Origin of the sequence: Streptomyces sp. NPDC001868 (genome assembly GCF_040297125.1) — a bacterium.
Classification (GTDB): domain Bacteria; phylum Actinomycetota; class Actinomycetes; order Streptomycetales; family Streptomycetaceae; genus Streptomyces.
On record NZ_JBEOYO010000081.1, the window covers coordinates 1 to 16,057 of the forward strand.

Sequence of the window (16,057 nt, forward strand, 5' to 3'; positions counted from 1 at the left end):
CGCCACGTCCAGGCTCTCCTCGCGCTCGCCCGCCGCCGCGTCAACGTCCTGTGGGCCTTGATCCGTGACCGACGGTGCTACCAGGTCACACCCCCCCCAGCCACAGCCGCGGCTTGACATCAGCATTGGGAAGCACCTGGACGAGGTCTTCATCAAGATCAACGGGCGGTTGCAGTACCTATGGCGGGCCGTCGACCAAAACGGCATCGTGCTGGAAATTCTGGTGCAGAACCGGCGGGACAAGGCCGCGGCCATGCGTTTCTTCCGCAGGCTGATGAAGGGGACGGGTGCGGTGGCGCGGGTGGTCGTCACCGACAGGCTCCGCTCCTACGGCGCTGCCCACCGCGAGGTCATGCCCCTGCGTCGAGCACCGCCAGTCGAAGTACCTGAACAACCGGGCGGAGAACAGCCACCAGCCGACCCGGCAGCGTGAACGGGCGATGAAGGGCTTCCGCTCCGTGGGAGGGGCCCAGCGGTTCCTGTCCGCGTCCAGCGGTACCTCGCCCCACTTCCAGCCCCGCCGCCATCTGATGCCCGCCCACGACTACCGAGCCGAGATGACCGTCCGCTTCACCATGTGGGAGCAGATCACCGGCGTCGCCGGCCTTGCCACCGCGGCCTGAGCACAGGCCCGGCTCCCAAGCCCACCCTGCCCCGACGCGCCGTCAGGCAGTCACAGCCAACAACGTGACAACGCCCAGCGTCGGGCTACGTGCTGGCGCACTCGTCAAATGTGACGCCACGCGCGTTGTACAGGTACGCGCCGCTCAGGCACACGCGGTACAGAAATGCGTCGCGTAGGTCCGCGTTCTTCAGGTTCGCGCGGCTCAAGTCCGCTTCAACCAGATGCGCGGCGCGTAGATCCGCGCTCATCAGCTGCGCGCGGCTCAAGTCCGCTCCCTCCAGGTAGGCGGCGCGTAGGTCTGCGCTGACCAGGTTTGCGCCGCTCAAATCCGCCCTAGCGAGGTGAGCGTCGTACAGGTTTGCACCGACCAGGTGCGCGCTGCTCAAGTCCGCTCTAGCGAGGCGAGCGTCGTACAGATCTGCATCACCCAGGTGCGCGTTCCTCAAGTCCGCCTTCCGCAGGTTCGCGCGGCGCAGGTTCGCACCGTCGAGGCGCGCGCCCCTCAGATCTGTGCCATACAGATCTGCACCAGCCAGATGGGCGTTCACCAGAATCGCACCGTTCAGGTGTGCGCCATGGAAATCTGGGCGGAACTCCTTGTCGTGGACGGTATCGCGGGTGCCGAGGACCGTGAGGGCCGCCTGCACATCGGCCGGGACGTCCCCGTCCTTGGGAGGGCGAGCAGTGGCGTGGATGCGGACGTACGTGGATAGGACGTTGGCGATGGTGGGGTGATCACGGTGTGAGTCCTGCATGATGCGCTGGAGGGCATAGATTCCGCCCAGGCGCACATCCATCTCCTTCGCTCCGAGGTTTCCGACTGCTGCCGTGTACCGGTCGGTGATCTGTCCTTCTTTGGCGAGGGCCCTGTCCGCTCGTGCCTGGACATTGGTCTGCGTGGTCTGGACGTTGGAGTACCACAGCCCGGCGACGGCGACGAGGGAGGCCAGCAGCACCGACACCAATTCGATCCGACGGGCCCAGTCCAAGCCTTCACGCGGCGCACGGCCGCGAAGCCGACCGGACGCGGAGTCTTGTACCGTCCGAGGTTGGACAACACGTCGGGTTGTGCTGCGTAAGCGCGGGCGGCGGGCTGGCGAGGACGGCATGCCGATATTCGAGCGTGCGCGATGCGGCACCCGGAGCCGAACAGCCGCAGCTCACCCGATGCAGTGAGGGGCCGCCTTCTTCGCGCCCGGGCGGCGCGACGTCGACGGCAGCCTGGCTGTGTGCGCCGCGGACGCGCCGCGGACGCGGCGCGTCCGCCGGAGCGCGGCGACGGGGCGGGGTGACGAGACCGGGCCATTTGCCGCCTCCGGAACCGCTCTGCGACGAGGTTCTCGACATGCTCGGTCCGAGAGTCCGGGACGACGGCATCGTGCTGTTCGCCGCTCCGTCCGGTATCCGCGAGCCCGAAGCAACTTCGCGGCGCATGAGCACGGCCTGCACGATCACTTTCCTGCCGTTCTCGTGGCGATGGCGTTGAGGATCCAGGTGCCCTCCACGTGCACGCAGTCGCCACCTCCGCTCTGGCAACATCTTGCCGCTGGCGGCCTGTTCCTTCGGCGTGGTAGTGCCGTTTGCGGACTGCATCGGGGGTCGGGGCGGTAGTGGCTGGCGTGCTGCATGTTCGGCGCGTGGTCGAGATCACTCGTGGTGGCTGAAACCTTTCTTCGAGTTGGCCTGTTCACGGCTTATTCACAGCAGCTACTGTCCACGTTCACTGATCCAATTCAGGAACAGGTCATTCCGTTTCCGTGCTGGGGAGCGCGGCCGCCCTGTCCTGATGCCGACGGTCGGTACATGTGAGCTGCGGTTCGCGCGCTGGCGTGGTCTGCATGGGGTGGGAGTTCGAGTGGCTGCTCGGCGTGCGCGTGTTGTCTCGGTCGGCGTTGCGGGTGCGATGCTCGCGGCTTTGCTGTCGACGGTGTCGGTGGTGTCGCCGCAGCAGGCGAGGGCGGCCGCTGCTGACACGACGCCGGTGGTTCCGTCGCAGTCTCTGGGCTCGGTTCCGGTGCAGAAGGCCGAGGAGGTCGGCAAGGCGCTGCCGGCCCCGGAGTGGCCGAGCGCGGGGGAGGCGACGGTCGATCTGGCCGAGGCGGCTCCAGGGGAGCCGGGCACGGTGGCTCCCGAGCCGTCCGCCTCGTCCTCCGCGGAGAGCCCGAGCGGTGAGGACACGCAGGTAGCGGATGTCGTCGAGGTGGCTCCGGTCGTGGAGAAGGCCGGGGCCGAGGCCCAGTTGGGTGCGGCCCGCCTGGCGAAGGACGACACCGCCTCGCCGAGCGCGACCCTGAATCCTACGGAAGGCCCTGCGCCGGGCGCGAGCCCGGAGAAAGAGCCCACTTCCACGCCGGCTCCCGCAGAGTCCTCGTCGAGCGAGTCCGCCCCGGACCTGGTCTCCCCGGATCAGGTCGATGTGCAAGTGCTGGACCGTGAGGCGGTGGCCCCGGCGGGAGGGATCGGCCTGGGGCTGCAGGTCACCCGGACCGACGGGGTCGACGTCCCCGGCGAGGTCCAGGTCGACATCGACTATTCCGGTTTCAAGTACGCCTACGGCGCTGACTTCGCCTCGCGCCTGCGTCTGGTGAAGGCCCCGGCCTGCGCGCTGGAAACACCGGAGGCGGCGGGCTGCACGGACCGTGAGGCCGTGCCGGTGGAGAACGACACCGCTTCGGGCACGCTGACCGCGACGGTGCCGGCGGCGGCCGACATGACGGCGGACGGCCCCGCGCCGCAGCTGATGCGCGAGGCCGGCACCAGTGGCGGCAGCGTGTTCCTGCTGAACACGGGATCCTCCTCCGACCAGGGCGACTACCGGGCCTCGACGCTGGCACCCACGGGATCGTGGGACGTGTCGACGGGCTCGGGCGCCTTCACCTACAGCCTGCCCGTCGAGCTGCCGAAGCCGCCGATGGGCTCCGCTCCGTCGCTGGCGATGACATACAACTCGCAGTCGGTGGACGGCCGTACGTCGGCGTCGAACAACCAGTCGTCCTGGGCGGGTATGGGCTGGGACCTGAGCGTCGGCTACATCGAGCGCCGGTACCGCAACTGCACCGAGGACGGGCTGCCGACGATCGGGGACATGTGCTGGGACTCGCCGAACTCCGTCCTGGAGCCGTCCGGCGCGGTCTACGTCATCAACCTCAACGGGGTCACCTCGGAGCTGGTCCAGGACAACACCGGCAGCGGTGCTTACCACGTGAAGGACGATCCGGGCTGGCGGGTGCAGCGTCTGTTCGACGGGCACGGCGCGGGCCGCAACGGCGAGTACTGGCTGATCTCCACTCAGGACGGGCAGCGTTACTACTTCGGCTGGGGCCGCTCCGAGCGCACCAGCACCGCGACTGCCTCCGTCTTCACCGTCCCCGTGGTCGGCAACGACACCGGCGAGCCCTGCCACGATCAGTTCCCCGAGCCGTGCACGCAGGCCTGGCGCTGGAACCTCGATAGGGCGGTCGATGCCAACGAGGTCGAGACGATGTACTTCTACGACAAGGAGTACAACCACTACCGCTCGGTCGCGAACACCGACAAGGCCCGCCAGTACGTCTCCTCGGGCTATGTGAAGGAGATCCAGTACGGCTGGTCCTCGCAGATCATCGACGGCAAGGTTCCCGCGAAGGTCGAGCTGAGCCACGTCAACCGGTGCATCGAGCGGGTCCAGGAGAACGACCCGCTGCGCGATACGCCCGCGGCGTGCCCCACGTTCGACGACAAGCCGACCTCCTACCCCGACGTGCCCATCGACCTGATGTGCGACGGCACGTCCGCGGACTACAACTGTGCGGGCAAGACGTACTACCCGACGTTCTTCTCCACGGACATGCTCTGGGACATCAAGACCTACGTCAGTGACCAGGACGGCACCGGCTGGGACCTGGTGCAGCAGTACCAGAACAAGTACGGCATGCCGAACCCGGACGGGACCATCGGCAAGACGCTGTGGCTGGACTACGTCCAGCGCCGCACCTATAGCAGCGGCACCGACCTCGTCCTGCCGGTGATCAACTTCGACCGGATCGACCTGGACAACAAGGTCGGCTCCACCGAGCTGAACTTCCCCCGGATCAAGGAGATCCACGGCGACCTCGGCGCCACCACCACCGTCTCCTACGGCTTCGCCAACCCCTGCGACATCGACAATCTGCCCAGCCAGGCCACCAACACCAAGGACTGCTACTGGCAGAAGTGGACCCCCGAGGGCGAGACCGAATCCCGCACCGGCTGGTTCAAGAAGTTCCTGGTCACCCAGGTCGAGGTCGATCCGACGGTGACGACCAACCAGGACGGCGCCCCGGTGATGACCACCTCATACACCTACGAGGACGGCGCCGGCTGGCGGTTCACCGACGACCCGCTCACCAAGGACGAGGACGAAACCTGGTCCGACTGGCGCGGCTATCAGGAGGTGAAGGTCTCCACCGGCTCGGGCACGGGAAAGAAGACCAAGAAGTACTGGCTCTACCGCGGCCTGGACGGGGACCGCACGTCCAAGACGGACGCGTCGGCGACGAAAACCGTCACGGTCGACAACGGTGACGGCGCCGCATACACCGACCACGACTGGCTGTCCGGCAAGGTCCTGTCCACCTCCCTGCGCGATGACCAGGACGTCTCCCACGAGCGCACCTACCACTCGTACTGGTCCCGCAACACCGCCCAGTACGCCGGCCTGCCCGACGCCCGCTTCGTCCGCGAGTCCGAAACCACCACCAGCACCAAGGTCAGCGGCGGCTGGCGCGAACGCTCGGTGGAGAACGAGTACAGCGCCTCCGAAGCCGCCTCCACCACCTTCGGCCTGCCCATGCGCACCCACGACAAGGGCGAGCCGGGCGTCGCCGACAACCGCTGCACCACCTACGGCCGGGCCTACAACACCGACGCCTACGACTCCACCGGCGCCCTGCGCTGGACCGTCCTGCAGGACCAGGTCAAGCACTACTCGGTGGGCTGCCCGGACATCACAGACAGCAACCAGGACGGCTACGCCACCACCCTGTACGACGGCGCCGCAACGGTGGCCGCCAACAAGCCCGTCGACGGCAACCCCACCGAGACCCGCACCTACACCAAGTCCGGTACCTACCGCTCGGCGTGGTCCGGCTACGACGACGCCGGCCGCGTGGTGTGGACCGAGGACGGCCTGCACAACCGCACCACCACCACCTACAGTCCAGCCAACACCTGGCCCCTGAACGGCATCACCACCACGACTCCCGACCCGGACGGCGCCGCCTCCGCCCGCACCGGTCTGACCTCCACCGTGTGGATCTCCCGCTTCTGGGGCGCCCCGACCACCGCCAAAGACGTCAACGGCCACTCCACCAAGGTCACCCTGGACTCTGCGGGCCGCGTCGTGGAGGTGTGGAAGCCCACCGAAACCGGCAGCTCGCCGTCGATGACGTACAGCTACAGCATCCCCACCTCGACCAGCGGCGACGGGGTTCCGGACACGGTGGACGGCTACCCGCACGTGGGGACCCGCGTCCTGCAGTCTGGCTCGACGTACCTGTCCTCGTACGCCTACATGGACGGCCTCGGCCGTGCCCGGGAGACGCAGACCCCGCTGCCCGACGGCCTCGACTGGCCGGCACCGCAGATGGTTCCGTTCCGGCAGGTGGCGGTCACCCGCTACGACTCGGCGGGCCAGGTCACCGGGACCTCGGCGGTCTTCCGCAACCAGGGAACCGCCGGTTCCGGCGGCCCCTCCAGCGCCGACGTCGCCGACCTGCCCTCCTACAACGATCTGGTCCTGGACTGGGCCGGCCGCACCGTGATCTCCCGGCTCCAAGCCGACGGCGTCACCCAGGCCGAAGGCAAGGTCACCACCACCTACAACGGCGACCACACCGTCGTCCAGCCAGCCGTCGGCACGCCGATCGACACGTACACCGATGTCTACGGTCAGGTCTCCAAGGTCGTCGAGCACAGCGGCAGCGCCACCTACACCACGTCCTACAGCTACACCGGCAAGGGCGAGCTGAAGCAGATCAGCGACCCCAGGGGCAACAACACCTTCTACACCTACGACTGGGCCGGGCAGCGCCTCACCGTCGACGACCCCGACGCGGGCACCTCGACGACCGTCTACGACGCCAACGGGCAGATCAGCAAGACCACGGGTAACGGCGGCAAGACCGTCCTGAACCACGGATACGACAACCTCGGCCGCAAGACATCCATTGTCAGCGGTGCGGACGAACTCGCCGCCTGGACCTGGGATGGCCTGAGCGTCACCAACGGCAAGGGCCAGATCACCTCCACCACCAGCCGCGACACGGCAGGCAACACCTACACCACCAAAACCGGATCCTTCGACACCCGCGGCCGCGCACTGAGCAGCACCGTCACGATCCCCGCCGCAGTCAGCGGCCTGGCCGGCACCTACACGACCTCGTTCGCCTACGACGCCGCAGGCCATCTCACCAAGGTGACCTACCCCGCCGCAGGCGGCCTCGCCGCGGAGACGGTGACCGCCTCCTACGACACCTACGGCCTGCCGGACCGCCTGACCAGCACGCTTGGCGCCGCCGTCTATATCGACGACACCGCCTACGACTCCTACGACCGTCTCGTCGGACGGACATACGGCGCCGACTTCGACGGCAACGGCGTCAGCGCCCACCGCACCTACGACTACGACGACGACAACGGCACCCGCTGGCTCAAGTCCATCGCGACGACCACCAACGTCAACGAACTGATCACCGAAAAGCAGCAGGACACCTACACCTACGACCTGGCCGGCCGGATCACCGAACTGCGCGAACAGGCCACCGGCCAGACCGCCCAGTCGCAGTGCTTCCGCTACGACGACCAGAGCCGCCTGACGAGCGCCTTCACCCACACCACGGCAGGCATCTGCGCGAACACCACACAGACCACCACCAACAACCAGGGCACCACCCCGTACCAGACCGCCTACACCTACGACCGCATGGGCAACCTCCAGTCGGTCACCGACACCAACACCGCCGGCACCGCCGCCCTGCGCGACTACCTCTACCCCGGCTACGACGACGCCGGCACCTGGACCACCGCCAACGCCAACTGGCCCCACGGCGTCCGCAAGATCCTCCACAAAACCGGCAGCACCACCACCCAGACCGACACCGTCACCTACGACGACGACGGCACGATGCTCAAGCGCATCGAACAACCCCCCACCGGCACAGCAACGACCATCGACTACACCTGGACCAAACTCGCCCAACTGGCCACAGTCAAGACCACCAAGACCAGCGGCAGCGAACTGACCCGCTACGCCTACGACGCCGACGGCAACCTCCTCGTCCGCACCACCCCGGTCGAGACCGTCGCCACCCTCGGCAGCATGGAACTGCGCACCGACGGCACCACCGTCACCGCCACCCGCCACTACACCAGCGGCACCGCCACCGTCGCCATGCGCACCACCGAGGGCACCACCGCCACCAACGGCAAACTCATCTACCTGATGGGCGACACCCAGGCCTCCACCCAGATCGCCGTAGACGCGACGTCCGGTACCTCGACCCGCCGCCGCTACACCCCGTTCGGCGACGAACGCAGCGGTGCCTTGCCCACCGGCACGGACAACGGCTTCCTCGACAAGGTCGAAGACACCAGCACCGGGCTGTCCATGCTGGGCGCGAGAGCGTACGACCCTCGCCTCGGGCGCTTCCTCAGCCCCGACCCGCTCAGCACGCCCTACGACCCGCAGAACCTTTCTGCCTACAGCTACAGCGGCAACGACCCCATCAATTACGCCGACCCCACCGGTCTGATCCGGGCCGAGTGCGAAGGCACGGGGTGGGAAGAGTGCGGGCCCGGCAAAATCAACACCGGCGGGGACGATCCCGCTCCTCCGCCGGTAGTCACGGATTTGGGAGACGGCGAGGCACCGAGCGCTCCGACGGACCTGGTGAACAACTACCTGGGGGACGACCAGGACGCACCGACCGTCGGGCAGATGCAGGCCGCCGGAACCTACATGCCGCACGTCAGCCCCGAACTGAACTATGAGCACTACTTCCGCTATCGCTGCGGCAGAGACGGCATGGGCACCGACATGACGTGTACGAACTTCCGGAAGTACTACGACGGCTGGAAGCACGTAAAGAGCATCCCGGTGGACTCGTGCCCCATATGCGGGAACGTGGGATTTGACGCCGTTGTCGTGTACGCGCTCGGACGAGGCGGCAAGCTCGGGAAGCCATGCAGAAACAGCTTCCTGCCGGAAGCCGGCGTCCGCATGGCAGACGGCTCCGTCAAGGAAATCGGCGACATCCAGGCCGGAGACAAAGTCCTCGCCACCGACCCGGAAACAGGAAAAACCGAAGCCCGCACCGTCCTCGCCACCATCATCACCAAAGAGGACAAAGAATTCACCGGCCTCACGGTGAACACGGACGACGGCGACGCCGAGATCATCGCAACCGACCACCACCCATTCTGGTCCCCATCGGCCGGCACATGGATCGACGCGGCTGACCTCACCCCTGGCATGACCTTGCGGACCGGCACCGGCGCCACGGTCGCCGTGGGCGCGGTCCACTCCTTCCGCGACCAGTTGGAAACCCGCAACCTCACGGTCGATGGAATCCACACGTACTATGTGCTGGCGGGGGGCACGCCGGTTCTGGTTCACAATTCGACACCATGCACTCCCGCCATCGGCCCTCAGCGTCCCACTGGAGTGGGTGACGACTGGGTGGCACGGATAGCTGATACCGGAAAGGGAAGTGTGTGGCAGAAGCCTGGGTCTACCGGAAATGCTGACATGCTTCGCGTGATGAATCCGACCGCAAGGTACCCGGATGGCTATGTGCGTTTCACAAACAAGCATGGCCAGCCGATCGGGCTCAACGGAAAGCCCGGCTCGAAAGCTGATACTCATATCCCGATGAATCCTGACGGCACTTATCCACTTCCGGTGGGATGGTAAGAATGAACCTAAACCTTCAGGGTCAAGCAGTTACCCGTGTCTGCTTCGACGCGGCTCTCACAGTCCTGACCAGTGGTGATTGCGAACTGCGCATCGAGACCGAAGCGGTTCTTCAAGTATCGGCCGGGGGTCATGTATCTTTCGATCCAGAATCCCCGGACGTTGCTGCTCCCCATCTCGTCCGACTGGCCCATGACGTGATTACTGAGGCTGAGGTGGGAAGAGCCGGGGATCTCGTGGTCGAATTCGAGAGTGGCACGAAACTGACTATCCTTCCGGACGAGGAGTATGAGGCTTGGGGGTTTGTCGGACCTAAGGGAAAACGAGTGATCTGCATGCCCGGAGGGGAGATTTCGGTGTGGAGTGGTGAGTGATATCCAGCCGTAACTGGAAAACTTGATCTTCGCATCGCACCTGCATGCAGGAGCAAATTTGTGGCCCCGTCGGGAGCGCTCCGACGGGGCCATAGAGGCAGGGGCCCCTGCGGGCACGGCACCCCGCTCGCGGCCATACTCACCGGGGGCACTGTCGCGTTGGCTGACCGGTGGAATGATCTTCTGGTAGATCGTGCTGGAAGGGGCTGTCTGTGGGGGCCGTGTCGCCGTCGTACAAGGGGCACCGGTACCCGGTCGAGGTCATCTCCCACTGTGTGTGGCTGTACTTCCGCTTCCCGCTGTCATTCCGCGAGGTCGAGGAGCTGATGCTCGAGCGCGGTGTCGTCGTCTCCTACGAGACGGTGCGTCGCTGGTGCGCCAAGCCGGGGAATCCTGAATCTGCGGATGCCCCGTCAGAACGGCTGAGATCATGGCAAGAGGGTCAGTTCATGATCAGGGCACAGCATTGGGGGCGGCGATGGACGAGAAGAAGACGGTGCGCGCGGTCGCGATCGACTACAAGGCAGTCCTGCACGGGCCCGGGCGTGCGCACGAGGGGATCGCTGAACTGCTGCGGTGGCTCGATCAACGCGATGTGGCGTGGGTGCTGCTGACCAACGACCCGATGGACGCCAAGTCGGCCCTTGCTGCGGCCGGCCTTCCCGAACCGGCCCTGCATCTGTGCCGGGACGACATCCCGGACAAGGCGAAGCGCGGCAACAAGGCCTGGCTGGAGGCGGTCGCGGACAGACTCGGCCTTCGCATGAACCAGCTCATCCTTGTCGGGACCTCGCAGTTCGACTGGTACACAGGCCTCCATGCCGGCGTCGTCCACATCCACGCCCGCTGGGCCAGCCGCCTGGGAGCGAAGATCACCTCGCTGATGTCCGATGAGCCCGCCGACGTCATCGAGCTCTTGGAGTACTTCCTGCTGCACGAGCCCCGTTGGGCGTTCCGTCTCGATGACGAGGACCGCGCCTTCGCGATCCGCTCGATGCTGCCCTTCAACGCGCGGTTCCCCCGCGGCGGCGGCCGGACCTTCACGATCAAGGACATCTTCACCTACGAGAACACCGTCAAGGTCGGGGACGAGGACGCCCGCGATGTCCTGATGCTGCACCTTCTGTGTGCGGCCTACCTCGACGGTGCGCTGCCTGGTCAGAGTTTCTTCTGCGTGTACCCCAGCAGCACGCCGGCCAAGGGCAACCCGCAGCTTGCCGGTTTCCTGCAGCGCGCCAAGGTCATGACGGGCTCCTCCTACAAGGAGGACCTTCTCGAACGCGTCGTTCAGGCCCCGGATACCAGCCTGGAGCGGTACAAGAGGAGCGTCGGCCAGTCGACGGGACGGGACATCTCCATCGCCGCCCAAGCCCGCACCGTACGAGTCAACCCGACCTACAAGAAGAAGATCGCCGGCAAGACGGTGATCGTCTTCGACGACTTCACCACCGAGGGCAAGTCCCTGGAGTGGGCCCGCACCCTCCTCAGCGAGGCCGGAGCAGCACGGGTCATCGCACTGACCATCGGAAAGTACCCACCGCGCCACACCGTATACCAACTGCGCCCCGGCGTCACGATCGATCCCTTCACCACCAACGACATCCCCCTGACGCACTTCCAGACGACGACGGGCCCTGGAGGAGCGGAGGAAGGGCCGTCGGTGGTCCTGACGACGGCTATGGAGCACTTCGCCGCCGCTGCGGAGGGTGCCGTCGAACCCCAGGCCGCCCCTGAGGCGGCCCCTGCCCGGATGGCTCATCCGGCACCCCGCCCGGTTCCTGCTGGCACCCGCTCTCCCATGACCGCCTACAAGATCGCCCGGCAGCGGCACCTCGCCGACATGCTCACCCACCTCCAGCAGCATGCGTACCCCCTCGTCTGGCGCGGCGAGTACCTCGTGCCGACCGGGGAGACGACGACCACCGCCTTGTGGTGGATCGCCCTGCCGGGGCAGGTCGAGCAGTGGTACGACACCAGCGAGGCGGAGCGCCTGGTCAGCGGCATCTGTCTGGCGGTAGGGATCATCTGGGAACCGGTCGCGGCGCCCGGCGGGGCCACCCAGCTCGCCGAAGCCCTCGCCCATATGGAACAGCGGCGACAGGCCTGAGGAACCGGCTCGACGGCCCCCCTTTCTGTCCGTCCGGGGGCTCCGTACGCCATGATGGAAGTGGCCCGAGTACCTCGCTTCATCCTTCGAACATCCCGGGGCCACGAGTAGAAGGACACCCTGATGGACCTCGATATCACCGCTGACCAGCACGTTCTGCTGACCCTGTGCGCGCTGCGTGCTGGCGATGCCACCCTCGACTGGAGCCTGCTCGCCCGCGGCGCCCAGAGCCCCGAGGGCCTGGCCGCGCTCATGGACGGACAGCTGCACGAGGACTCGCGTGCCGCGACCAAGAACCGCCCCCTGCTGCAGCAGGCCCTGCCCGCCGGCCTGGACGCCGCCCGTGCCCGCGTCGACGACGAGCTCGCCGCCGCCGACAAGGCTGGCGCGCGCCTGGTCACCGTCCTGGACAAGGACTACCCGGCGAACCTGCGCGTGATCGGCAACCTGCCGCCGTTCCTCTTCTACCGCGGCGAGCTCGATCAGCGCGACGCCCGCTCCATCGCCATCGTCGGCACCCGCCAGGCATCCGAGGACGGGTTGCGCCGGGCGGCACGGATGGCCCGCGAGCTCGTCGGTCACGACGTCGTGATCGCCAGCGGTCTCGCCAAGGGCATCGACGCTGCCGCCCATCAGGCAACGCTCACCGCGGGCGGCCGGACGTTCGCCGTCATGGGTACCGGCATCGCCGCCCCGATCTACCCGGCCGAGAACCGTCCGCTCGCGAAGGCGATCCTCAGCGCTGGGGGAGCGCTGCTGAGCCAGTTCTGGCCCACGAGCCCGCCGGCGAAGTACACCTTCCCCCGACGCAACGTCGTCACGTCCGGCACCACGCTGGGCAGCGTCGTCATCGAGGCCTCGAGCACGTCAGGCGCGAAGATGCAGGCTCGCCTGGCCGCCGAGCACGGCAAGCTCGTCTTCCTGATCCGTTCCCTCGCCGACACCCAGCCCTGGGCCAAGAAGATGCTGGACGAGGGCCGGGCGATCCTGGTCACCGCCTCCAGCGACATCACCGACCGTCTCGGCCAGGCAGCGGACATCCAGGCCGCAGGACAGCAGCGCCAGCAGCTCGCTCTGGCCGGCCTGTGACGGCAGGTCTCCCTAATCCGGCAGGCTTTCCCAACTGCCCGGTGTGCGCGTACCGCATCACCGGCACCGCCCGGCTGTGCTCCGACTGTGCCGGCCGCACACTCCAGCCGGTCGCCGAACCCCACTGCCCCGTCTGCTCCCAGGCCGTCGCGCCCGGCAGGCAGTGCAGTAATCGGGTGTGTGCGCTCCCGGAAGCTGAGCGGGGGTTCTCGCGTGTCGACGCGGTGGCCATGTACTCCGGAGCCCTGCGCGACAAGATCCACACGCTGAAGTACGAGGGGAGGGCCGGCTGGGCGCTGATCTTTGGCCGGCTCCTCGTCGGCTGGATGGAGAGCCACCCCGAGGCGATGCGCGGCGTCGACTACGTCGTCGGCAACCCCACCCACATCGGCCGCCAGCCCATCCAGCACATCGAGGCGATCATGGACGCCGCCTACACAGAGGACGTGACCCGGGCCTTCCCGCTCAGCCCGCCGGGCGCGCACCGGCTGGTGAAGCACGCTGAGACGGCCCGGTCCGCGAATCGCACCCTGGATGAGAAGCGCGCGGCCGCGACCGCGCATGCCGCTGCCCTGACCTGGACCGGAGACGTCAGCGACATCAGGGGGGCCACCATCCTGCTCGTCGACGACGTGTTCACCAGCGGATCGCAGCTCCAGCACGTCGCGCTTCGGCTCCGGGCGACCGGAGCCGCCGACGTCCGGGGGCTCGTTCTCGCCCGGGTCCCCTGGAGCGGATGACGCCGCCCCGGACACCGGGACTGGGCCTGTCGGCTGGCTCCGGCCGGTCGGTCAGTGCCGGACGCTTCGTGTCGAACTCACGCGGCTTGCCCAGGACGGTGGTCATGTGGCGGCTGCGGCGCTGCGAGGAGATCCGAGAGGAGTAGCCCGGCGCCACCGTCACCAGCCCGGGCCGGTGACGCCGTGGTCGGGGCGTCCGCGTCGGGAATCACGACGATCCCGCCGACGTGGTCAGTGACCCATGTCGGAGAAGTCTGGCCTTCCAGGACGTCGCGCACGTAGCCGGGGACCTCCGCCCGCAGACCGCAGAGCATGTGCGCGAGGTACGGCACGGAGAAATGCCCGTAGTCGTTGGGTACGTTCTCGAAAAGGGCGCCGGTGACCGGGGTGGCGCGTTCCATGACCGTCGCACCGGCGAACTGGCCGTTCCTGATCCGCTGGACAGGCCGGAGAAGTTCCTTTGCCACCCGGCGAGAGCCCCGCTGCGGCTGCCGCAGGAAGCGGTCGAGGTCCCCGGCCAGCCCGCGCGCGAGGGGCACGATCGGCGCGTCCAGGCCGTCGGGGCTGGCGAGGTCTTCGACGGGAACGGCGTCGTGGAAGGCGCTCACGCCCGCGTTCTTGCCGTCCAGGCCGACGGCGGTCTCCGCCACCAGAGCGGAGACAGTGGACACACCGACCCGGTCGCGCTCCTTGCAAGGAACGTCGTCATGGGTGCGGTCGCAGGTCAGAGTCGATCGGTACTGAGCGTCCCCGCAGTACAAGACGTACGCGGCGGGGACGTGGAAGCGGTTCGCCGCCTTGATCAGTTTCGAGAGCTGCGTCCGGTCGTCGCCGCGCGTCTTGTAGCTGAAGTCGATGCTCCAGCGCTTGCCGTGCAACTTCAAGATCTTCGCTTGGACCAGGAGCCCGTAGCAGGTACCGTCCCGGTCCACCCACCACCACAGCCAGTCGGCTCCGTTCTCCTTCTCCTCGTCGGCTGCGAACTCGACGAACCGGATGCGCGGGTATGCGGTGGACAGGAGCACCTGGGTCGCCGTCACCTCACGGAACATCCCGCCGGCGTCCAGCATCCCCGTCATCAGACGATCCACTGCCGTCCGGCCTTGCCGGAGCGCCTCATTAGGGCTGGTCTCACGCCCGGAGAAGTGACTCAACGCGGCTGCCCTTCTGCGACTTGGCCATGGCTTCCTCATCATCCCCCCGGCACCAGGTCCGTCGTGGCCGATCCGGCGTCCTCGTGACCGCCTCCCGGGCCAGACTGCGTTCGATCCGCGCTGGGTCCCGCCACGTGATCCGGATCCCCGATATATGCGATAAGAGACTGGATGGCGCGGTACGTTGGCAAGCAGTCCTCCCGGGCGCCGCGTCCCCCCGTGCGCGGCGTCCGGGGGCATACCCGCCGGATCCTGCGTGATAATCGGCCGCCGCCTGTCTGGTTACGGCAAGCCGCCTGCCACGCGTTCACCACCATTCGGGCGTAGCGCGCGTTCGGTATCCAGTACGTGCAGCCCACCGCGGACTGCCTGGGCGCGCGGTCGCCTCACCCTCGCCTCGGTCCACGGCCTGTCCGGCATCCTCGTGCTGCCCGAGGTTCCGGTGGAGTGCGGGACCTCGCGGCGTGGCGTGCGTTGAGGGAGAGGAAGACCTGAGCCTCGGCGGATCCGGCGAGCATGCGGGCGGCCTGCAGCCGCATGATCTCGGGCTCGTCGGCCAGCTTTTCCTCGTTCTCCCACTCCTGCTCGGTCGGCAGCCTCCCCAACAGGCCCATCGGCTTCAGCGCGGCCAGCATGTCACGTGCCGGGAATGTCCGTGGCGGGTTCCGCCGCCCGGCCGGGGGCCGTTCGGCTCCGGCGCCTCCGCAGCCCGGAATTCTGACTTTCCGATCTGAGGTGCTGTTCTGCGGCCAAGGTCCGCAACCTCGCAATTCGCGGATTCTTGCGTGAGTTGGCTGTGGCGTAGCTGGCATCATTACTTAATGATCTTGATTGTGGCCTGCTGTTGTTCAGCTGTACTGAGCAGTATGTTCGCCCTGTCGGGGCAGCGGGTGCGGGGTTGGTGGGTCGGCGACGTGTGCTGTTTGGGCTGAGCTGGCTGTTTGTGCTGCGCAGTGATGCTGGGTGTGTGGTGGCGGTTTTCCGCGGGGTGGTTGGCGCACCTATAGGTACCGGTGCTGTCGGTCGGTCTTGTGAGCGC

The 16,057-nt window shown here is 67.3% G+C and carries 8 protein-coding genes and 2 pseudogenes; 7 read left to right on the top strand and 3 right to left on the bottom strand.

The features are described 5' to 3' along the window. Positions 1–133: 133 nt before the first annotated feature. A pseudogene (locus ABT147_RS44020) lies at positions 134–623 on the top strand (IS6 family transposase); the annotation flags it as partial. Positions 624–708: 85 nt separating this feature from the next. Here ABT147_RS44020 and ABT147_RS44025 read toward each other — a convergent pair. Next, positions 709–1,587 (bottom strand): pentapeptide repeat-containing protein, encoded by an 879-nt coding sequence (locus ABT147_RS44025; protein ID WP_351417476.1) that lies wholly within the window; start codon positions 1,585–1,587, stop codon positions 709–711. Positions 1,588–2,528: 941 nt separating this feature from the next. On the opposite strand from ABT147_RS44025, the gene ABT147_RS44030 reads away from it, so the two are divergent. The 6 genes and pseudogenes from ABT147_RS44030 to ABT147_RS44055 all read left to right on the top strand — a co-directional run bounded on the left by ABT147_RS44030 (position 2,529) and on the right by ABT147_RS44055 (position 13,864). Continuing rightward, positions 2,529–9,554, top strand: coding sequence for a polymorphic toxin-type HINT domain-containing protein (locus ABT147_RS44030; RefSeq protein WP_502983277.1), 7,026 nt, complete (start codon positions 2,529–2,531; stop codon positions 9,552–9,554). A gap of 2 nt (positions 9,555–9,556) precedes the next feature. Continuing rightward, complete coding sequence (locus ABT147_RS44035; protein ID WP_351417481.1) at positions 9,557–9,928, top strand: DUF6188 family protein; 372 nt, start codon at positions 9,557–9,559, stop codon at positions 9,926–9,928. Positions 9,929–10,140: 212 nt separating this feature from the next. Further along, positions 10,141–10,317, top strand: a pseudogene (locus ABT147_RS44040) (IS6 family transposase); the annotation flags it as partial. Between the two features lie 89 nt (positions 10,318–10,406). After that, positions 10,407–12,035 carry a hypothetical protein gene (locus ABT147_RS44045; protein WP_351417484.1) on the top strand — a complete coding sequence of 543 codons (1,629 nt, stop codon included), beginning with the start codon at positions 10,407–10,409 and terminating at the stop codon, positions 12,033–12,035. A gap of 123 nt (positions 12,036–12,158) precedes the next feature. Further along, positions 12,159–13,124, top strand: a complete 966-nt coding sequence (locus tag ABT147_RS44050) for a DNA-processing protein DprA (RefSeq protein ID WP_351417486.1) — start codon at positions 12,159–12,161, stop codon at positions 13,122–13,124. Positions 13,125–13,165: 41 nt separating this feature from the next. After that, positions 13,166–13,864, top strand: coding sequence for a ComF family protein (locus ABT147_RS44055; RefSeq protein ID WP_351417488.1), 699 nt, complete (start codon positions 13,166–13,168; stop codon positions 13,862–13,864). 77 nt (positions 13,865–13,941) lie between these two features. Here ABT147_RS44055 and ABT147_RS44060 read toward each other — a convergent pair whose 3' ends face one another. Then, positions 13,942–14,943 (bottom strand): DUF6615 family protein, encoded by a 1,002-nt coding sequence (locus ABT147_RS44060; RefSeq protein WP_351417491.1) that lies wholly within the window; start codon positions 14,941–14,943, stop codon positions 13,942–13,944. A gap of 461 nt (positions 14,944–15,404) precedes the next feature. Then, on the bottom strand, positions 15,405–15,653 hold the full coding sequence (locus ABT147_RS44065) for a hypothetical protein (protein WP_351417493.1): 249 nt from the start codon (positions 15,651–15,653) through the stop codon (positions 15,405–15,407). Positions 15,654–16,057 lie beyond the last annotated feature (404 nt).

Bases quoted from the DNA above. Each gene is read 5' to 3' on its own strand.
- ABT147_RS44030 (WP_502983277.1), top strand. From the start codon at position 2,529: ATGCTCGCGGCTTTGCTGTCGACGGTGTCGGTGGTGTCGCCGCAGCAG.
- ABT147_RS44035 (WP_351417481.1), top strand. From the start codon at position 9,557: ATGAACCTAAACCTTCAGGGTCAAGCAGTTACCCGTGTCTGCTTCGAC.
- ABT147_RS44045 (WP_351417484.1), top strand. From the start codon at position 10,407: ATGGACGAGAAGAAGACGGTGCGCGCGGTCGCGATCGACTACAAGGCA.
- ABT147_RS44050 (WP_351417486.1), top strand. From the start codon at position 12,159: ATGGACCTCGATATCACCGCTGACCAGCACGTTCTGCTGACCCTGTGC.
- ABT147_RS44060 (WP_351417491.1), bottom strand. From the start codon at position 14,943: ATGACGGGGATGCTGGACGCCGGCGGGATGTTCCGTGAGGTGACGGCG.
- ABT147_RS44065 (WP_351417493.1), bottom strand. From the start codon at position 15,653: ATGCTGGCCGCGCTGAAGCCGATGGGCCTGTTGGGGAGGCTGCCGACC.